We start from the raw sequence: 18,963 nt of genomic DNA on the forward strand, positions 1-18,963 counted from the left end.
TAGAAATGTGGTGCTTTTAATTTGGGTAATGTAGTCATTAATGTTGGAATGAAAGAGATTTTGGAAATGAAAAGCTATTATAGTATGCATCTAGTTGATAAATTACCTCCTGGGAGTGTGTTTGCGGCGAAAACCCCTTCCTGCATGATCACCGCTTATAAATCTGGAAAAGTATTATTCCAAGGGAATGGTAGTGAACAAGAGGCTGGTAGATGGGGAGGCAATCCGGCTCCGGCTTCTGCGAAAGTTGCAAAAGGAGATCTTCCAGCAGGCATTGGGGGGATGTCTGTCATCGGCTCTGATGAAGTAGGTACTGGAGACTTTTTCGGACCAATAACCGTTGTTGCCGCTTATGTAAAAAAAGAACATATACCATTATTAAAAGAATTGGGGGTCAGGGATTCCAAGGATTTAAACGACGAAAAAATTATTGAGATTGCGAAGGTTATCAAAGATGTTGTCCCCTTCAGCTTGATGACGATGAAAAATGAAAAATATAATCAGGTGCAGCAATCGGGGATGTCGCAGGGGAAAATGAAAGCAATCCTACATAATCAGGCGATTTTAAATGTGTTGGGTAAGATTTCTCCGGAAAAACCAGAGGCTATTCTAATCGACCAATTTGTTCAGGCTGGTACCTATTTTCAGCATGTTAAAAGTCAAAAAGCTGTGGCGAAGGAAAACGTTTATTTTAGCACCAAAGCCGAGGGCATTCATCTGGCGGTTGCAGCGGCGAGCATTCTTGCGCGATATGCGTTCATTCAATATATTGATAAGCTAAGTGAGGCTGCCGGATTTAAGATTCCGAAGGGTGCCGGGGCTCAGGTGGATGTAGCCGCCGCTAAGCTTATTTTGAGTAAAGGGCGTGATGTTCTGCCATCGTTTGTGAAGCTGCACTTTGCGAATACCGATAAAGCGTTGGCAATTGTTAATAAAAAGCGTTAATTTTCTTCTTTAGAGAATAAAATATGAGGAAAAACAATTGGGGGGATCTAGGTGGTTAGAAGACTAGACGAAACTGAAATTAATGAATCTGTAGCTGCATTACCTGGCTGGAAATTAGACGGAAAATTTATTGTCAAAAAGTATCGCTTTCAGGAATTTTTAAAAGGTGTGACATTCGTGAATGAAATCGCCCAGCTTTCTGAAGATAAAAACCATCACCCTTTTATCGCGATTGACTATAAATTGGTGACATTAAGGTTAACTTCCTGGAATGCAGGGGGATTGACGGACTTGGATGTGGCATTGGCTCAGAATTATGATGAGATTTATGGAAAAATTTAATCTAATGCGATAATCTGGGAGGCTGCCCCGAAATTTTGGTGATGTGGGCAGCCTTTTTTTAGGTTTTTTGAGAAATTTTCATCTAAATAGAAATGATTTTTATAGAATTAAACTTTTAAATAATTTTAAGACCTATTTTTTTACAAAAATTGAGGTAATTAACATCACAAGTTTATTTATCAGCGGTTTTTTTGATTTTATCAGCGAATTCGGAGTGTTTATCAGCGGATTTTTATAGTTTATCAGCGTTTATTTGATTTTATCAGCGAATTGAAATTTACCAAGGAAAAGTCTTAGGGTAGTAAACACGTACCTTTTTTAAACCAGAATAATTCAAATTTGCAGACAGAAGTAATCGTTTTGCAGCATCATGCGATTTTAAATTAACAAAGTCACGAAACTCCCGATTCGTAATTTTCGAATCTATTAATAAAAAATAGTCCTTAATGGCATTTAAATGAGCAGCCTTCGAAAAAATGTCGCAAGAAGGACAATACCATTTCTGTTTTTTTCGAATAAGAGGAGCATGCTGATTACAATTAGGGCAAAATACACCGGTTATTATATCCTCCTTTTTTATTCCATACTTATTCAAAATATAGCTCGTCGGGATTGTATTCATTTTTACGAGAAGGCGGCCAAGTTTTCGGAGGTCTTTTGCAGTGAGAAGTGGATTGGTATACATTTTTTCGAAAAACTGAATTTTGTTAGTAAAAGCATCTGCCTTACATACTCGCGGTTTGACTTTAAAAGCGTTTTTTCCCGTCACGACATACGAAGAATAGTTATTGCTAATAACAACAAGGTAATCAACGGGAACTTGTGGAAACTTATGTCCAGCCATTAGTTTCTGTATGTACTGTTTATGCCTTTCCGCTTGAGCGATTGGATCGGGGTAACCTTTTTCCTTGTCATTGTTTATTTGAGTGAACTGCTCATTTTCTGTATCAAAAATTAATTTTCCAGCCATATTTTTCACTTCAACAATTAGAGCGAATTCTGGAGTAAGGAGAAGTGTATCAATTTGGCAGTTGTAGTCGCCATCTGGAAGATTTAAATCGTGGAGTATCATGTACTTGTCAATCGGAAGGAGACGCAAATAATAATCAAGAGCTACTTCTCCTTGGTATCCAGCTTGCCTTCTGCCGAGTTCCTCTAAAATTTGCTGATATTTGGGGTAATTTAATGGGAGACGCCGGCATAATGCCTCTAAATTAGAATTACTAGTGGAATTGTCCTTTTTTTAATGATCAAACTTATCACTCCTTTCAATTTGGTTATCAAATTCAAAAAAACGAACGAAATACCTGCTGAATTTTGCTGAAATTTGTTAACATTTTTTGTCTAATTAATTTATCAGCGCTTTTTAGCGGCTTATCAGCGAATTGGGACCATTTATCAGCGAATTTGACTAGTTTATCAGCGAATTCGGACAATTTATCAGCGAATCGGAATTTCCCTCCCCCAAAAAAGAAAAAACCAGCCCGAAATCTCGAGCTGGCCAACTTAAATTAACCTCTTAATACCGCGCCTGCCTTTTCTTCTAAAGCTCCAAGCACTCTTTCATGTACCTTTGTTACTTCTTCATCCGTCAGCGTACGCTCAGGATCAACATATTTCATCGAGAATGCGATAGATTTCTTACCTGCTTCCATCTTATCGCCCTCATATAGGTCAAACACCTGAACCTCTTTCAATAATGGCGCACCTGCCGTCAGGATGATTTCCTTTAAGGTGCCTGACACCGTTTCTCTGTTTACCACAAGGGCAATATCTCTTGTGATTGATGGGAAGCGTGGGATAGATTCATATTGTAAAATTGGTGCATCTGCTTCAAGGACTGCTTTTAATGAAAGCTCAAAAACATAGGTATCTTTCAAATCAAGCTCTTTTTGAACGCTTGGATGAACTTGACCGACAAAGCCGATTTTCTCGCCATTCAATAAAACCTCTGCTGTCCGGCCTGGATGCATGCCCTCCACCTGAGCTTGAACGTACGCAACTTGTTCAGATAGACCAAGTTTCGCAAACATGCCTTCTAAAATTCCCTTTACAACGAAGAAGTCAACTGGCTTCTTCTCTCCCTGCCAGGAGTGAGAATGCCAGAGCCCTGTAATTGCTCCTGCTAAATGCTCCTCCTCAACTGGAAGTACGTCAGCACCATTCGATAAGAATACTGCGCCAGTTTCATATACTGCTAAGCTGTCGTTTTGACGAGCGCTATTGTATTTTACTACTTCCAATAACTGAGGCAAGATGCTTAGGCGAAGGATGCTGCGTTCCTCACTCATTGGCATTGCTAAGCGAATCGTGTCACGCTTTTCCATCGCAAATTGTGTAGCTTTTTCCTCGCTAGTTAAAGAATACGTAACCGCCTGATATAAGCCTGCTCCTTCTAGATATTGGCGTACGACACGGCGTTTCTTCTGGTAAGCAGACAAGCGGCCAGGAGTGGAAGAGCCGATTGGCAACGTTTTAGGAATGTTGTCATAACCATATAAACGAGCAACTTCTTCAACAAGGTCTTCCTCAATTTTAATATCACCGCGGCGTGTTGGTGCTGTAACGGTAATAGAGTCTCCCTCAACGCATACAGAGAATTGCAGACGGCCGAAGATTTCCTCTACATCCTTCATTACAAGTTCTGTTCCAAGAACACGGTTGATTTTTTCAAGCGTAATTGAAACAACTGCCGGTTCTACTGTAAGTGTATCTACTTCGGAAGTTCCTTCTAAAACTTCACCGCCAGCATACTTCGCCATTAAATAAGCAGCACGGTCGCCTGCTGCACGCACGCGGTTAGGATCAACACCTTTTTCAAAACGAGCGCTCGCTTCACTTCTTAAACCATGGTCTTTTGATGCTCTTCTTACTGCAACCCCGTTGAAGTATGCTGCTTCTAATAACACTGTTGTTGTGTCAGAAGTAACCTCTGAATTGGCTCCACCCATGACACCAGCAAGAGCAACCGGCTCCGCGCCATTTGTAATCACCAAATGGTCAGATGTTAAAGTCCGTTCAGCATCGTCAAGAGTGACAAATTTTTCGCCATCAACAGCACGGCGCACGAGAATTTCTTTCGATCCTAAACGGTCATAATCAAACGCATGCAACGGCTGTCCGTATTCTAATAAAATATAGTTGGTAATATCGACCACGTTGTTGTGCGGACGGATTCCCGCTGACATTAATCGAGTTTGCATCCACAGCGGCGATGGGCCGATTTTTACATTTTTAATCATTTTAGCTACATATAAAGGATTGTCTTCTTTAGCGTCAACAACAACCTTGACATAATCAGATGCTTTTTCAGTTGAAGCCTGCAGATTAGTTTCTGGAAGCTTTACATCTCTGCCTAAAATTGCAGCCACTTCATAGGCAACCCCAAGCATACTTAACGCATCAGCACGGTTTGGCGTCAAGCTTAGCTCAAGAACTTCATCGTCTCGGTTTAATTGCGCAAGGGCATCAGTACCAATCTCAGCATCTGCTGGAAAAACAAAGATTCCTTCAGAATATTCCTTTGGTACAACCTTTCCTTCCATGCCAAGCTCTGTAAGAGAGCAAATCATCCCATTTGATTCTTCGCCGCGAAGCTTCGCCTTTTTAATTTTAAAATTGCCCGGTAAAACTGCACCCACTTTTGCCACTGCAACTTTTTGTCCTTGGGCAACATTTGGTGCTCCGCAAATAATTTGGACAGGCTCCCCTTCACCAACATCCACAAGACATTTGCTTAATTTGTCGGCATTGGGGTGCTGTTCACGCTCTACCACGTGACCAACAACAACACCTTTAATTCCGTCGTTAAGGACTTCTACGCCTTCAACTTCAATCCCGCTTTTGGTAATCTTTTCAGCTAATTCAACTGCCGAAACTCCAGTTAAATCTACATAATCCTGAAGCCATTTATATGAAACGAACATGTCGTCATCCTCCTATTATCTAGCTACAGCGCCTAGGGGCTCGAGGTCATAAGCCCCTGTTCAAGGCGCTTCCGCTTTTATTCACTCGTGTTTTGAAAACTGTTTTAAAAATCTTACATCATTTGTATAGAAGTGTCTGATATCATCAACACCATATTTCAGCATCGCAATCCGCTCTGGTCCCATTCCAAAAGCGAAGCCAGTGTATTTTTTTGAATCGTAGCCTGCCATTTCAAGTACGTTTGGATGAACCATACCGGCACCAAGAATTTCGATCCAGCCTGTTTGCTTACAAACATTACAGCCGCTGCCACCGCAAATTTTACAAGAAATATCCATTTCGACAGATGGCTCTGTGAATGGGAAGAAGCTAGGTCGTAAGCGGATTTCGCGGTCTTCACCAAACATTTTTTTCGCGAATACTTCTAATGTTCCTTTAAGGTCACTCATGCGAATGTTTTCGCCGACAACCAGACCTTCAATTTGCATGAATTGGTGGGAGTGTGTCGCATCATCATTATCACGGCGATACACTTTACCAGGACAAATGATTTTGATTGGCCCTTTGCCTTGATGCTTTTCCATTGTTCGTGCTTGAACCGGAGATGTATGGGTGCGAAGTAAGATTTCTTCAGTAATATAGAAGGAATCCTGCATATCTCGGGCTGGGTGGCCTTTCGGTAAATTCAGAGCTTCGAAGTTATAATAATCCTGCTCAACCTCAGGACCTTCCGCTACCTGGTAGCCCATTCCTATAAATAAATCTTCAATTTCTTCAATAATTCTAGTGAGCGGGTGGTGGTTCCCAACCTTTACTGGACGTCCTGGCAGGGTTACATCAATGCTTTCAGATGCTAATTTTTCTAAGACAGCCGCTTCTTCTAAGCCCTTTTGTTTTGCTTCGATTTTAACAGCGATTGCTTCGCGAACTTCATTAGCTAGTGCTCCCATAACCGGGCGCTCCTCTGCTGAAAGTTTGCCCATGCCGCGCAGCACTTCAGTAATTGGCCCTTTTTTGCCTAAATAAGCAACGCGGATGTCATTCAATTCTCTTAAGTTTGCAGACTGTTCAATTTTCTGAATAGCCTCTTCCTGCAATTCCTTTAAACGTTCTTGCATGTAGATTCCTCCTTAAATTCTTTATGATAATGGGTCGAATGAGCTTTTTTGAAAAATAAAAAAACCCCATCCCTGGAAAGGGACGAGGTTTAGAATTCGCGGTACCACCCTTGTAAACACCATATGTAAAACACACTAGTGTTCGCTTCATTCGGATAACGGCATATGCCGATGCATCTTTACATTTCGTTACTGAAATGGTCCCGATGCCGACTCGGGAGGTGAACTTCTCTTGTCTTTTCCATAAAAGTGCTTTCAGTCGCGGCACTTTCTCCCTAAATGGACATCAGGCAAGATACTTTTCTCCGTCATTGTCTTTAAAATTATCAACATTGTTAAATATTATATACTAAAATTCAACCGTTTCAAACAAGTTTTCAGTTATTTTTTCAAATAGTATAAAAGAATACCGGTGGCAACGGCCACGTTTAGTGATTCGCTTTTTCCGAAAATCGGTATATAAAGGTTCGCTGTGGTTTTTTGGAGAAGCTCCTTGTTCACACCGCTGCCTTCATTTCCAACTATTAGGGCAAAGGATTCTCCAGTTGAAGTATCAGTATATGCAGAAGCACCTTCAAGTGCTGTCCCGTAAACAGGAATATTTTTTTCTTTAAGCTTGTTGGTCCATTCATGCAGGTCCCCTCTGATGATTGGCAGGTGAAAATGGCTACCCTGTGCAGACCTTAAAACTTTTGAATTAAAAATATCGACACAGCCGCGGCCGACGATTACCGCATCAATTCCTGCCGCATCGGCAGTACGAATCATGGTGCCGAGATTGCCCGGATCTTGAACGGCATCAATGAGCAGGTAAGTTTTTGCATCTAAAGCTCCTTGATCCTGCAGGCGGCAGACTGCATAAATCCCCTGGGGTGCTTCCGTCTCCGACAGCGAATTTGAGATTTCATCAGTAACAAGGGTTACTGGTGTACTGCCTGTGTCCCAGCGCGGAGGCAGGCCTATTTTATCAGAGATAATTAATTCTAAAACCTGTTCACCTTGCTTCAAAGCTTCCTCAACCAAATGAAAGCCTTCAACTATAAATGTCCCAGACTTATCACGTTCTTTTTTTGTTAATAGCTTTTTCCATTGTTTTACCTTAGGATTATTGACAGATTCAATGTGTTTCAAAACTGGTTCTCCTTACTTTATTGATTTTCTCATTATAGCCTAATTAAGATACATAATAAAACCAAATTATAGTAATGCTAAGAAAGTAATTCAGGATTAAAAAGGAGTGTGCAGTTATGAACTTAAATTTACGAAATGCTGTTATTCACAATGTTTCTGGTAATTCCCAAGCAGAGTTAGAAGATACAATCGTAGATGCCATTCAAAATGGCGAAGAAAAAATGCTTCCAGGATTGGGAGTTTTGTTTGAAGTTATTTGGAAAAATTCATCAGAAGAAGAGAAAAAAGAGATGCTCTCTACCCTGGAAAGCGGGTTGAAGTGATAGTTTTTTATTAGTGCTGTCGACCCGAGTGCGGTCGGCGGCTTTTTTTAGGATTTTTTGAGGTACTTCCCTGTTTATTTGCGGAAAATCTAGTTTTATTTGCGAATCTGGGCCCTTTATTTGCGAATCAGCAGGTTTTATTTGCGAATCAGCAGGTTTTATTTGCGAATCTAAAAATCCCCGGCAAACCCAGCCGGGGACCAACACCAATTTTTACTCAAACGTAATCTTATAAACCGTTTCATGATCTAAACGCTTAATCACTTCAACAATCAACTTAACGGCATTTTCATAATCGTCGCGGTGAAGCATTGCGGCATGTGTATGAATATAACGAGTCGCAATCGTAATAGCCAGCGCTGGAACGCCATTATGAGTTATATGAATCGGACCAGCGTCGGTTCCTCCGCCTGGAATAGCATCAAATTGATAAGGAATGTTCAATTCATCGGCAAGATCGGTAATAAAGTCGCGTAAGCCTTTATGAGAAACAAGGGTTGCATCATATAGAATAATTTGCGGACCTTTACCCATTTTGCTCATCGCTTCTTTTTCTGAAATTCCTGGTGTATCTCCGGCGATACCTACATCCACAGCAAAACCGATATCCGGCTCAATTTGAGTAGCAGACGTACGAGCACCACGAGTGCCAACTTCCTCTTGAATCGTTCCTACTCCATACACTTCATTTGGATGCTCAACACCTTTAAGCTGCTTTAATACATCAATCGCAATCGCACAGCCGATACGGTTATCCCAAGCTTTGGCTAACAACATTTTTTCATTGTTCATCACCGTGAACTCAAAGTAAGGCACGACCATGTCACCAGGACGGATACCCCACTCCATCGCTTCTTCACGGCTTGAAGCACCAATATCGATAAACATATCTTTAATTTCAACTGGTTTCTTGCGGGCTTCAGCAGATAAAATATGCGGCGGCTTTGAGCCGATAATACCTGTCACATCGCCTTTTCTTGTAACAATCGTGACGCGCTGTGCGAGCATAACCTGTCCCCACCAGCCGCCGACAGTTTGAAAACGAAGAAAACCTTTATCATCAATTTGAGTAACCATGAAGCCGACTTCATCTAAGTGGCCTGCCACCATGATCCGCGGTCCGCCTTCTTTACCTACTTTTTTAGCAATTAAACTGCCGAGGCCATCAGTAGTGATTTCGTCCGCATAAGGAGCTATGTATTTTTTCATGACTTCGCGTACGGCACGCTCATTCCCAGGAATTCCATTGGAATCGGTTAAATCTTTTAACATCGTCAATGTTTCATCTAATTTTGCCATTCTTTTAGACCCCCTTTTTATGTATGTACAGCTTTCATTATACCGAACCCTCTGGTATATTAACAAATTTAACTGTTAATAGTTATTCTGCTGTCTCTGATAATTTACTTCGTTTTTATGAAAATATGCCTTTTCCATTTCTTCAGAGGTAATTCCTAGTAAAAATCCTAATTCTAAGTATGCCTCAAATAATCTTATGTAATCATGGATGCTTCTATTGGTTTGAAACATACTTATTCCTACATACATCTTTAAGAATTGATCTGTCACAGTCAACAATGATGGCTTCATGGACAAATCTAATTCCTGTTGATTGAATCCACATTCAATCCCAAGCGATAAAATAAAGTGAACGCCATCAACATATTCTTCTAAAATGACATCCTTTGGTGATGAAGGTTTCACGCTCCAAAACTTAAAGCTGCGTGTTTCATTTGCCAATTCGCCTAATTCTACAAGCAAGGCGAGCACCTTTCGGTTGAATAAATCTTCATTTTGTAATTGATGTTTTTCTTCAATATGAGCATCCAGCGCTTTTTGCATTTGAAACAATTTTTCAAGATTCATTATGAAATCACTCCTAGTGCTTTTATAAACAGAATTATCTCTAGTATTGCAAGAAAGGGAAATCCGAGTTTAAACGATAAATGCTTTGTTTTATGACGGTAAAGCTGCATACCTGCGGTCGTCCCCACTGCACCGCCAAACAAAGCTACCAGCCACAAAGTTCTTTCGCGGATTCGGTATTCATGCTTTTTAGCCCGCCTCTTATCTTCCCACATTATCACGAGTCCAATAATATTTATAATGAAATAGGCGACGAATAATATTGTCATTCAGTCATTTCCCCCTTATAGAAAAAGCCATCCTCATCAAAGAGAATGGCATTTATGAAATATTACTTGTTATTTTGTTGTTTAGCAACGTTTGCTAATTCAGCAAATGCGTTTGCATCGCTAACTGCTAATTCAGCAAGCATCTTGCGGTTTACTTCGATACCAGCAAGCTTTAAACCATGCATTAAACGGCTGTATGAAAGACCATTCATACGAGCTGCTGCATTGATACGAGTAATCCAAAGTTTGCGGAAGTCGCGCTTCTTTTGACGACGATCGCGGAATGCATACATTAAAGATTTCATAACCTGTTGGTTAGCAACTTTATATAATGTATGTTTTGAACCGAAATAACCTTTAGCTAATTTAAGAACTCTTTTACGACGTTTGCGAGTAACAGTACCGCCTTTTACACGTGGCATGTAATTTCCCTCCTATAATAAATCAATCTGTCCGAGACTATTTTACGTAAGTTAATAATTGACGAATGCGCTTGAAATCGCCTTTAGAAACAAGAGTTCCTTTGCGAAGTTTACGCTTAGCTTTTGTTGATTTGTTAGCAAATAAGTGGCTTGTATAAGCGTGGTCACGCTTTAATTGACCAGAACCTGTTTTCTTGAAACGCTTTGCAGCGCCGCGGTGAGTTTTCATTTTTGGCATTGGGATATCCTCCTTATTACTTATCGTTTTTCGGTGCTAAAACGAGGAACATGCTTCGTCCATCCATTTTAGGATGAGATTCAATCGTTGCAACTTCCTTGCACGCTTCACTAAAACGGTCTAACACACGCTGACCGATTTCTTTATGGGTAATCGCCCGGCCCTTGAAACGGATTGAAGCTTTTACCTTGTCGCCTTTTTCCAAAAACTTAATAGCATTGCGAAGCTTTGTATTAAAGTCATGCTCATCAATCGTTGGGCTTAGACGAACTTCTTTTGTAGTGATGATTTTTTGATTCTTTCGAGCTTCTTTTTCTTTCTTTTGATTCTCGAATTTAAATTTGCCATAGTCCATGATCCGGGCTACCGGAGGCTTTGCATTTGGTGCAACAAGTACCAAATCAAGATTTACTCTTCCAGCAATTTCAAGCGCCTCGTTTTTGGATTTAATTCCTAGCTGCTCACCATTTTGATCGATTAAGCGAACTTCACGAGATCGAATGCCCTCATTTAACAACATATCTTTGCTAATAATTAGCCACCTCCAAGGTTTAATCACGAATACTTTTATCGGGTCCAAGAAGATTTGAAAGGCTCACCATTCGAACCTTGATTTGTGACACCATGTTGAATCGACAGGATCAAGCAGAGCTTTTCATTAAGTACACAAATAAAAAAGTGCGGATGAACACACCCACACTTTACGAAACATAAGTAATAAACAAAAAAGTTCACGTAAAACCTGCCAACTGCTTAAACAGCGTCAAATCAGGTGAGAAGCGGGTGCTTCTTCTTTTCCCAAAAACTCGTATTCAATTTTTACCTTAGTAACTATAACATAAACAAAGATGTGATGTCAAATGAACATTTCATATGACAACGAAATTTATTTTAGCAAGAAATAAAAAATTATTCAATAGTTTTTTTAATAAAAAAAGGGAGGAAAAACCTCCCTTACTAAAACATTAACCTTTTTGCACTTCTGCTTTGATGGAAGCAAGGAAGTCTGCAAATGGCTTTGTTTCTGAGTTTTGTTCGCCATATTTACGGACGTTAACGTCACCGTTTTCAACTTCTTTGTCACCAACAACGAGCATATATGGTATTTTTTGCATTTGGGCTTCTCGGATTTTGTAGCCGATCTTTTCATCACGGCCATCTAATTCCACACGGAATCCTTCATTTTGAAGATGCTCTTGAACCTTGCGGGCATAGTCATAATGCGCGCCTGGAGAAACAGGAATTACTTGAACTTGAACAGGTGCGAGCCATGTTGGGAAGGCTCCTTTGTATTCTTCAATTAAGAAGGCCACGAAACGTTCCATTGTAGACACAACACCACGGTGAATAACTACCGGACGGTGCTGTTTGCCGTCTTCTCCTACATAGTTTAAATCAAAGCGTTCTGGTAGTAAGAAGTCTAATTGAACAGTTGAAAGTGTTTCGTCCTTACCTAATGCAGTTTTAACTTGAACATCGAGCTTAGGACCATAGAAAGCTGCTTCTCCCTCTGCCTCATAATAATCGAGTCCAAGGTCATCCATTGCTTCCTTCAGCATGCCCTGCGCCTTTTCCCACATGGCATCATCGTCAAAATACTTTTCAGTATCCTGCGGGTCACGATAGGAAAGCCGGAAGGAATAGTCATTCAGATTAAAGTCTTTATAAACATCCAAGACCAGGTTTACAACCCGTTTGAATTCATCTTTAATTTGATCTGGACGAACAAAGATATGGGCATCGTTCAAAGTCATTCCGCGTACGCGCTGCAAACCGGATAATGCGCCGGACATTTCGTAGCGGTGCATTGTACCAAGTTCAGCAACTCGGATCGGAAGCTCACGATAGCTGTGAATCGCATTTTTATAAACCATCATATGATGCGGACAGTTCATTGGACGTAATACCAACTGCTCGTTATCCATGTCCATTACCGGGAACATGTCTTCCTGATAATGATCCCAGTGACCAGAAGTTTTATACAAATCGACACTGCCCATTACAGGAGTATATACATGGTCATATCCTAAACGGACTTCCTTATCAACAATATAGCGCTCAACAATACGGCGGATTGTTGCTCCTTTAGGAAGCCAAATTGGTAAGCCCTGACCAACCAATTGTGTATTAGTGAAAAGGCTCAATTCTTTACCAATTTTGCGGTGGTCGCGCTCTTTTGCTTCTTCTAGCAAGCGAAGGTGTTCAGCCAAATCTTCTTTCTTGAAAAAGGCAGTTCCATAAACGCGCTGCAGCATTTTATTGTTGCTGTCGCCGCGCCAGTAGGCACCGGCAATACTTAATAGCTTAAATTCTTTAATTTTTCCAGTTGATGGAACATGAACACCACGGCAAAGATCTAAAAATTCACCTTGCTGATAAATAGTTACAGTCTCTTCATTTGGAATCGCTTCAATAAGTTCAAGCTTATATGGATCATCCATTTCTTTAAAAATCTGAACGGCTTCGGATCGGCTGACTTCCTTACGGACAATTTCTATATTTTCATTGACGATTTTCGCCATTTCTTTTTCAATCTTTGGCAGGTCTTCAGGCGTTAATGATTCCTCTAAATCCATGTCATAATAGAATCCGCCTTCAATTACAGGACCAACACCAAGATTAACGTTGGGAAAAAGTCTTTTTACAGCTTGAGCCATTAAGTGTGCTGTACTATGACGTAACACTTCTAAAGCATCTTTAGATTCTGGTGTAACAATTTCTATAGGACCATCCTCAAGGATTGGACGGCGAAGATCATACATTTCTCCGTTCCATTTACCCGCAATTGCCTTTTTCTTAAGGCCTGGGCTGATGGATGCGGCGATATCTTCCGTTGTTGTTCCTTTTGGGAACTCCTTTACTGCCCCATCAGGAAACGAAATCTTCACAACGTCTGACATAACAATTCCTCCATTCATTTTGTGCGCCATTATAGGTTCGCTTTTGAAAAATAAAAAACCCGCCCCTGGAAAAGGGACGAGTTTGATAAACACGTGGTTCCACCCAATTTTTCATGTTAAAATCCTTCATTAACATGACTTTAGGATTGGGTAACGGTTGAAAGCCGTCGGCGATTACTGACCTCAAAAAATGAAGTGTTGACTGCCGAAGTTTAAAGGTGGTAAGTATTTTTTCCGTGTTAGGAGACTTTCAGCCGCTGGACTCCCTCTCTATTAAACCGTAAAGAAATACTGTTATCCTCATCATTACTTTTACTGTAGTATTTTGCTATGTAGGTTATTATAATGATTTATTTTTGAAAAATCAAGGTACATAAAACTAAATATTGACAAAATTTTATTTTCCTATGCATGATTTTCTGAAGAATTTGTATCTGCTGTCCATTTTTTTGTTCCCCTAAGAGCATCATATGAATGAATCGACACTCTTTCTTCAAAAATATTTTTAATGGTTCTAACTAATAGCTCTTCTGCGTTTTTTGTATAGATAAAAATAGAGTTCGGCGCAATGGATAAAAGCGGTGCGATCGAAGCAGAATCCACATAAACTGGATGATTAACAAGCAGCTTCCGATCAATCAATCTTGTTAATTCTCCTCTTTTCATTTCAACTAATTGCTCATTGTAAAAAGTGATTTCTTCATCAAACAAAATGTGAAGTACGTCCATTTTCGGTTCCCGGTTCGCTAAAAAATCCCTGAGCATTTGGACAAACATTTGATATTCCTGCTCCATTTTATATTCGTCAATTGAAATCTCCACATAGCTTTCAAGCAGCTGGAGATAGGGCCGCAGGCGAAACTTCAACAATGAATCAAATGAAAACGAGACATTGTCGTGAAAAATTTGCTCAATTGCTTCCTTAATTTTCGGTTCCTCACTCGTTTCCTTCAATAAACCTTTAAAGTCTTCTCTTTGATCTTCAAGTATGGAATAAATAATCTCTAATATTTGCTGCTGTTCTTCTCGATCCTCGTAATAATATTGATTCTTCAAAATATCACAAAACCAATCATCGCGTTTAATGACGGTAATAAACTCATAAAATGCATTTTTTATTGTTTCAAAAAAGTTATCGCTAAAAGAGCCATTTAAAATTTTTACTATATGTCGATCTTCAAAAAGAAGAATATTTTCACATTCCAATTTATTATTTAAACACTTTTGTAAGTGGTTATAAAACCTCATTGCATCCATCTTACTTTGGAAAATGATTTCAACCAACCAAATCCCCCCTTTAACCAAATCTTTGTTTTAAATATATATGGGGGACTTGGCCAAAATAGAAGTTAGCGAATGGATGCATTTGTATTTTAGATAAAAAAAGGACTGCCCTATCTTAGGCAATCCCAAATAAATATTATTAACGACGGTTCGGCCCGTCCACCAGAACAGGTTCACTCAAGGACCGAATCCGCTCCATGATCCTGCGCGCCTTCATTTTCTCCTCTTCGCCGCGCTGACTATAGGTCAAATGGTGCTCGAGCCCCGCAAAATCAAAGTTTGAAGTAAAAAATGTCGGCAGGCTTTCCAGCATCCGGAACTGTAAAATCGGCCCCAATACTTCATCCCTCGTCCAACTGGATACCGCTTCTGCACCAATATCATCCATCATTAGGATTGGTTCTTTTTTTAGCGCTTCAATTTTTTCATTTAAGGTGGAATCAGCAATGGAACCTTTCATTTCCCTTAGCAGTTCTGGCACATAAACAATCATCGAGGAAATCTGTTTCTTTGCAAGTTCATTGGCAATGGCTCCTAGCAAATAGGATTTTCCCACACCAAATTTGCCGTAAAAATATAATCCCTTTTGTTTCTTTCCCTTTTCATAGTTCATTAAAAAAGTAGCTGCTTTATCTACGGCATCCAGCCTGCCCGAATCTCCTTCAAAATCCTCGAAGGATGCTTCCAATATATCTCGTGGGACATACAAGCTTTTGATGAGCTGTTCGTTTTTCCGCTTTTCATCTGCGATTACTTTTCTTTGGCATCTTTTATAAACAACATCAATGGAGCCGCGATTTATTACTAATTCCGGGTGATAGCCCTTCATCATATTGACACAGCCATCAAGACTTGGACATTTATTACAACCAATGCTTTGTTTGGTGAATTCAAATAATTTTATCATGCCCTTATTAATCATGTCATGCGTCACTTCATCCTGATGCTCCATCAAAAAGGCTCTTACACCAGGATTTTGGAGCACCTCTTGACGCTGTTCTTCAAACCGTTTTTGAAAGTTTTCATTTCCCGAGAGACGCTGCAATGTTTTATTAATTCTCTCCATCCTTTGTCACCCCCTATTTTCGAAAAGCTTTTAATTTCTCTTCGATGGCGCGTTTTTTGGCCTCATCTTCAGAAATATTTGCTTGTGGATTATCATTAGCAGAATTATTAGAGCTTTCATCAAACCAATCTGGAATAAGTTCTGTCCGAATAGGCTTTTTGTTTGTTGTCCCTTTTCCGCCGGATTTTTTATTTTCCGTCCAGCCGAGGTAGGTTCGGTGTTCCTTTTTCGCCAGGTCCATTGCCTCTTTTACGGTCTTCATTTGCAATCTTGCCCAGTGACTAGCGAGTTTTTCAACATAGCCTTTTGTCAGCTTCATATCGGTTTTAAGCATGACAAAATGAATGAGGACATTAATCACGCCAGGAAGAAGCTTTTGTTTGAACATAACCTCTTCAATAATTTGGATATCCGATTTTGAAGGCTCTGCTCCCCCTGAAAGGTCTATTAAAAATTGCAATGGAGAGGTTGTCTCCAAATAGCGAATCAATTGCTCTTCCTGTGTTTTGGGCTCGGTTATTTGAACCTGATGAATAGCCGGCTGAACCCGTTCAACCAAGTTAGGAAGTTGATCATGATTGACATATTGATACCAATCGCGGGCGCCCTTTCTTAATTCTTCAATATCAATTTCATTGGACTCATTTAATGCACTGAAAATAATATTTTTCATTTGCAGCGGGTCAATTGTATAAAGGAAAGCCAAATTGCTAATAACCTCTTTTACTTTAGGGGTTAATGCCTTCTTTGGGACTAATGATTCATTTAACCCAGCCATTAACAAATCAAAATCGAAGGTTCCAACATCAATTTGGATTCCTCTTTGCTCATTACGGCCAATAAATTGCTGATTTTCTTTCGCTTCCAAATCTTCCGAAGTATCCTGTAAATACTGCAGACTCCCTGGTGTGGCGGAAACAAACACATCCTGAAAAGCTTTCGTTACATCCTGGAATTCTTTACTGTTTGGTTTTTTCTGATCGGAAAAAAAGTGTTTAAGCCTGTTAAAGTGTTTTTTTCCGATTTTTCGATAGAGATAAATATTTAACATTCCATCTAAAAAGAATTGTTCAGGATTTAAGGGAGGGTGAAGCTCATAAATAAAGGATCTTTCACCTTCATCCATCTTCACATATGTTTTTAATAAACCTATACCTTCAAGCTTTAAGCGCGCTTCATAAATATCCTTTAAATTCATCCCTAACAGGTTCATTAAGAGATGGTGTGTAGAGTGTTCCGACCACAGTCTATTTTCCTCAAGCTCTGACCAAAGTGTCATATATAGGCTAAAACAGACTGATCCAATTAAGGGCTGATATAAGAACGTCAGCACTTTTCGGTCATACTCATGCAAGAGCCCATTTGCCGCTACCCGGTAACGGTCGATTGGAAGAATTTCCTGCCAATGCTGCGCCATACCCATTTACCACTCCCTTCAATTTAAAAAGAGAGCGATAGCTCCCTTATGATTTCTCTTTATTTATTAGTTCCTTTAATTCTTCAATAAAAACATTAATGTCCTTAAATTGACGGTAAACCGAAGCAAAGCGGACATAGGCTACTTCGTCGACATGTGCCAATCTGTCCATAACCATTTCGCCAATTGCTTCACTTTTGATCTCTGAAATACCCTGGCTGCGAAGTGCCTTTTCCACTCCATGTGTAATATCCTCTAGTTCCTTTAGGGCAACAGGACGCTTTTCACAAGCTTTTATCAATCCGCGAAGTATTTTATCACGGCTAAATTCTTCCCTAGTGCCTTCCTTCTTCACGACAATTAAAGGAATTTCTTCGATTTTCTCAAAAGTAGTAAAACGATAGCCGCATTCTTCGCATTCTCTTCGTCGTCTTGTCGCTCGTCCTTCATCAACAGGCCGAGAATCAAGCACACGAGTTCCATAATTTTGACATGAAGGGCATTTCATTTGCTAATCAACTCCAACTCTAAACAATAAATCCGTTCAACATCCTTACTATTATCTTATAAAAAAGAATACCTTTTCACAAGTAGAAGTATTAAGAGTTTTTTATAGTCGTATGTAATTGATTCATTCGCTCGTAATAAGAGTTGATCCGCTTTTTCAAGTCCGGATAGATGCCCAGCAGGGAGAATTTCTCGGATGAAATATTAAAATCAACAGCTGTTTGCATTGGTTTTACAGAAACGATTGTCGCAATAAGGAAGCAGGAGAATGGTTTATGGATTTCAACGGCAATTTCTCCATGTTCTTTTGAAACGGTCGTTATCCGGCAATCAGCGTCTTCCCGAAACATTTTTTCTGCTGATTCAAATAGTTGATTAAAAGTAGCTTTATAATAATGTGTTTTCAGTGAAGTATCAGAGTTCCCGTCAGATGTTTCAATTTCTCTTTTAAATCGAGTAAATAAATTAGCCATAAAAACCCCCTGCAAATTACACTTTTATTATAGTGTACAACATTACACCAAAAATATAAAAAGAGGTGTACTGAATACACCTCTTACGATTTTTAGTTTTATTAGAATTTAAAGAACTCTTGCTTGTTTAACTCGAACAGGACCCATTCCGCGTGGAATTTCAATGTTCTCGCGTGTTTCAGCATTTAACGCTTCAGCAATATAATCCGCTGCAATATTTGGATTTAAATCACCGCAAGTATACACATCAATGCTTGCATAGCCGTGCTCAGGGAAGCTGTGAATGGTTAGATGTGATTCAGAAATAATGACTACCCCGCTGACACCTTGTGGAGCGAATTTATGAAAAGCTACTTCGCGAATTTCTGCACCTGACTTAAGAGCCGCTTCTACAAAAGTTTGTTCAATAAAGTCAATGTCATTCAGTTTTTCAAAGTCGCATCCCCATAATTCAGAGATTACGTGACGACCCATTGTTTCCATATTCAATTCCCCCTCTAACCTTTTTCAGATCCTTTCTTGAAATTCTGTTATTGACGGTACAGAACAACTACCACGGGGGAAAGTTAGTCCAGAGAGGTCCTAACCCTTTAAGTAATTATCCACTCCCAATTTCAAGAAGTTCACGATGACTAGTATACTTTGTTTATATTTTTTTTGCAACCTATCAAAATAAAATTTTTGCAAGTATTAAATAATTCCATTTAATGATATTCAAAATAGGCAATATGGCAA

At 39.7% G+C, this 18,963-nt stretch carries 20 protein-coding genes and 2 other annotated features; of the genes, 3 read left to right on the top strand and 17 right to left on the bottom strand.

Annotated features, from left to right (window positions below; genetic code table 11):
* Window positions 1-21: 21 nt before the first annotated feature.
* A complete protein-coding gene (rnhC, locus tag ACIFOT_RS18040; RefSeq protein ID WP_430066729.1) occupies window positions 22-945 on the top strand; it encodes a ribonuclease HIII in 924 nt (307 codons plus the stop codon).
* 51 nt (window positions 946-996) lie between these two features.
* The gene (locus ACIFOT_RS18045; protein WP_430066730.1) at window positions 997-1,287 is read left to right on the top strand and encodes a 4a-hydroxytetrahydrobiopterin dehydratase; all 291 of its coding nucleotides are present in this window, start codon (window positions 997-999) and stop codon (window positions 1,285-1,287) included.
* 277 nt (window positions 1,288-1,564) lie between these two features.
* On the opposite strand, the gene ACIFOT_RS18050 is transcribed toward ACIFOT_RS18045, so the two are convergent.
* The 4 genes from ACIFOT_RS18050 to ACIFOT_RS18065 all read right to left on the bottom strand — a co-directional run bounded on the left by ACIFOT_RS18050 (window position 1,565) and on the right by ACIFOT_RS18065 (window position 7,463).
* Window positions 1,565-2,449 carry an NERD domain-containing protein gene (locus ACIFOT_RS18050; RefSeq protein WP_430066813.1) on the bottom strand — a complete coding sequence of 295 codons (885 nt, stop codon included), beginning with the start codon at window positions 2,447-2,449 and terminating at the stop codon, window positions 1,565-1,567.
* A 349-nt stretch (window positions 2,450-2,798) separates the two neighbouring features.
* The gene (gene pheT, locus ACIFOT_RS18055) at window positions 2,799-5,213 is read right to left on the bottom strand and encodes a phenylalanine--tRNA ligase subunit beta (RefSeq protein WP_430066731.1); all 2,415 of its coding nucleotides are present in this window, start codon (window positions 5,211-5,213) and stop codon (window positions 2,799-2,801) included.
* Window positions 5,214-5,294: 81 nt separating this feature from the next.
* Complete coding sequence (pheS, locus tag ACIFOT_RS18060) at window positions 5,295-6,332, bottom strand: phenylalanine--tRNA ligase subunit alpha (RefSeq protein ID WP_430066732.1); 1,038 nt, start codon at window positions 6,330-6,332, stop codon at window positions 5,295-5,297.
* A 75-nt stretch (window positions 6,333-6,407) separates the two neighbouring features.
* Window positions 6,408-6,653 (bottom strand) — a binding site (T-box leader).
* A gap of 60 nt (window positions 6,654-6,713) precedes the next feature.
* Entirely contained in the window at window positions 6,714-7,463 is a 750-nt protein-coding gene (locus tag ACIFOT_RS18065) for a TrmH family RNA methyltransferase (protein WP_430066733.1), read from the bottom strand.
* A 116-nt stretch (window positions 7,464-7,579) separates the two neighbouring features.
* Here ACIFOT_RS18065 and sspI point away from each other — a divergent pair, with 116 nt between their 5' ends.
* Window positions 7,580-7,786, top strand: a complete 207-nt coding sequence (sspI, locus tag ACIFOT_RS18070) for a small acid-soluble spore protein SspI (protein WP_430066734.1) — start codon at window positions 7,580-7,582, stop codon at window positions 7,784-7,786.
* A gap of 213 nt (window positions 7,787-7,999) precedes the next feature.
* On the opposite strand, the gene ACIFOT_RS18075 is transcribed toward sspI, so the two are convergent.
* The 13 genes from ACIFOT_RS18075 to speD all read right to left on the bottom strand — a co-directional run bounded on the left by ACIFOT_RS18075 (window position 8,000) and on the right by speD (window position 18,711).
* Window positions 8,000-9,085: a M42 family metallopeptidase gene (locus tag ACIFOT_RS18075; protein ID WP_430066735.1), complete on the bottom strand. Its 1,086-nt coding sequence runs from the start codon at window positions 9,083-9,085 to the stop codon at window positions 8,000-8,002.
* Window positions 9,086-9,160: 75 nt separating this feature from the next.
* Window positions 9,161-9,652, bottom strand: a complete 492-nt coding sequence (locus ACIFOT_RS18080; RefSeq protein ID WP_430066736.1) for a dUTP diphosphatase — start codon at window positions 9,650-9,652, stop codon at window positions 9,161-9,163.
* Window positions 9,652-9,921: a DUF1294 domain-containing protein gene (locus ACIFOT_RS18085; RefSeq protein WP_430066737.1), complete on the bottom strand. Its 270-nt coding sequence runs from the start codon at window positions 9,919-9,921 to the stop codon at window positions 9,652-9,654. Before ACIFOT_RS18085 ends, ACIFOT_RS18080 begins: the two co-directional genes overlap by 1 nt.
* Before the next feature lie 62 nt (window positions 9,922-9,983).
* A complete protein-coding gene (gene rplT, locus ACIFOT_RS18090; protein ID WP_289987911.1) occupies window positions 9,984-10,343 on the bottom strand; it encodes a 50S ribosomal protein L20 in 360 nt (119 codons plus the stop codon).
* A gap of 37 nt (window positions 10,344-10,380) precedes the next feature.
* A complete protein-coding gene (gene rpmI, locus ACIFOT_RS18095) occupies window positions 10,381-10,581 on the bottom strand; it encodes a 50S ribosomal protein L35 (RefSeq protein WP_101649425.1) in 201 nt (66 codons plus the stop codon).
* Between the two features lie 16 nt (window positions 10,582-10,597).
* Complete coding sequence (gene infC, locus ACIFOT_RS18100) at window positions 10,598-11,101, bottom strand: translation initiation factor IF-3 (RefSeq protein ID WP_430066814.1); 504 nt, start codon at window positions 11,099-11,101, stop codon at window positions 10,598-10,600.
* A 146-nt stretch (window positions 11,102-11,247) separates the two neighbouring features.
* Window positions 11,248-11,382 (bottom strand) — a sequence feature (ribosomal protein L20 leader region).
* 164 nt (window positions 11,383-11,546) lie between these two features.
* Window positions 11,547-13,481 (bottom strand): threonine--tRNA ligase, encoded by a 1,935-nt coding sequence (gene thrS, locus ACIFOT_RS18105; RefSeq protein ID WP_430066738.1) that lies wholly within the window; start codon window positions 13,479-13,481, stop codon window positions 11,547-11,549.
* 405 nt (window positions 13,482-13,886) lie between these two features.
* Window positions 13,887-14,765, bottom strand: coding sequence for a putative sporulation protein YtxC (gene ytxC, locus ACIFOT_RS18110; RefSeq protein ID WP_430066739.1), 879 nt, complete (start codon window positions 14,763-14,765; stop codon window positions 13,887-13,889).
* Between the two features lie 139 nt (window positions 14,766-14,904).
* Window positions 14,905-15,831 carry a primosomal protein DnaI gene (gene dnaI, locus ACIFOT_RS18115; protein ID WP_430066740.1) on the bottom strand — a complete coding sequence of 309 codons (927 nt, stop codon included), beginning with the start codon at window positions 15,829-15,831 and terminating at the stop codon, window positions 14,905-14,907.
* Between the two features lie 13 nt (window positions 15,832-15,844).
* The gene (locus ACIFOT_RS18120) at window positions 15,845-17,248 is read right to left on the bottom strand and encodes a replication initiation and membrane attachment family protein (RefSeq protein WP_430066741.1); all 1,404 of its coding nucleotides are present in this window, start codon (window positions 17,246-17,248) and stop codon (window positions 15,845-15,847) included.
* Window positions 17,249-17,294: 46 nt separating this feature from the next.
* Window positions 17,295-17,756, bottom strand: a complete 462-nt coding sequence (gene nrdR, locus ACIFOT_RS18125) for a transcriptional regulator NrdR (RefSeq protein ID WP_430066742.1) — start codon at window positions 17,754-17,756, stop codon at window positions 17,295-17,297.
* A 91-nt stretch (window positions 17,757-17,847) separates the two neighbouring features.
* On the bottom strand, window positions 17,848-18,228 hold the full coding sequence (locus tag ACIFOT_RS18130) for a hypothetical protein (protein ID WP_430066743.1): 381 nt from the start codon (window positions 18,226-18,228) through the stop codon (window positions 17,848-17,850).
* Window positions 18,229-18,336: 108 nt separating this feature from the next.
* Entirely contained in the window at window positions 18,337-18,711 is a 375-nt protein-coding gene (speD, locus tag ACIFOT_RS18135) for an adenosylmethionine decarboxylase (RefSeq protein WP_430066744.1), read from the bottom strand.
* Between the last annotated feature and the right edge of the window lie 252 nt (window positions 18,712-18,963).

Source organism: Neobacillus sp. NRS-1170 (assembly GCF_050468025.1).

Excerpts from the sequence above, each read along its gene's own strand:
- rpmI (WP_101649425.1), bottom strand. The coding sequence starts at position 10,581 with ATGCCAAAAATGAAAACTCACCGCGGCGCTGCAAAGCGTTTCAAGAAA.
- ACIFOT_RS18080 (WP_430066736.1), bottom strand. The coding sequence starts at position 9,652 with ATGAATCTTGAAAAATTGTTTCAAATGCAAAAAGCGCTGGATGCTCAT.
- rplT (WP_289987911.1), bottom strand. The coding sequence starts at position 10,343 with ATGCCACGTGTAAAAGGCGGTACTGTTACTCGCAAACGTCGTAAAAGA.
- dnaI (WP_430066740.1), bottom strand. The coding sequence starts at position 15,831 with ATGGAGAGAATTAATAAAACATTGCAGCGTCTCTCGGGAAATGAAAAC.
- pheS (WP_430066732.1), bottom strand. The coding sequence starts at position 6,332 with ATGCAAGAACGTTTAAAGGAATTGCAGGAAGAGGCTATTCAGAAAATT.
- ACIFOT_RS18120 (WP_430066741.1), bottom strand. The coding sequence starts at position 17,248 with ATGGCGCAGCATTGGCAGGAAATTCTTCCAATCGACCGTTACCGGGTA.
- pheT (WP_430066731.1), bottom strand. The coding sequence starts at position 5,213 with ATGTTCGTTTCATATAAATGGCTTCAGGATTATGTAGATTTAACTGGA.
- ACIFOT_RS18085 (WP_430066737.1), bottom strand. The coding sequence starts at position 9,921 with ATGACAATATTATTCGTCGCCTATTTCATTATAAATATTATTGGACTC.
- speD (WP_430066744.1), bottom strand. The coding sequence starts at position 18,711 with ATGGAAACAATGGGTCGTCACGTAATCTCTGAATTATGGGGATGCGAC.
- nrdR (WP_430066742.1), bottom strand. The coding sequence starts at position 17,756 with ATGAAATGCCCTTCATGTCAAAATTATGGAACTCGTGTGCTTGATTCT.
- ACIFOT_RS18130 (WP_430066743.1), bottom strand. The coding sequence starts at position 18,228 with ATGGCTAATTTATTTACTCGATTTAAAAGAGAAATTGAAACATCTGAC.
- infC (WP_430066814.1), bottom strand. The coding sequence starts at position 11,101 with ATGTTGTTAAATGAGGGCATTCGATCTCGTGAAGTTCGCTTAATCGAT.
- thrS (WP_430066738.1), bottom strand. The coding sequence starts at position 13,481 with ATGTCAGACGTTGTGAAGATTTCGTTTCCTGATGGGGCAGTAAAGGAG.
- sspI (WP_430066734.1), top strand. The coding sequence starts at position 7,580 with ATGAACTTAAATTTACGAAATGCTGTTATTCACAATGTTTCTGGTAAT.
- ACIFOT_RS18075 (WP_430066735.1), bottom strand. The coding sequence starts at position 9,085 with ATGGCAAAATTAGATGAAACATTGACGATGTTAAAAGATTTAACCGAT.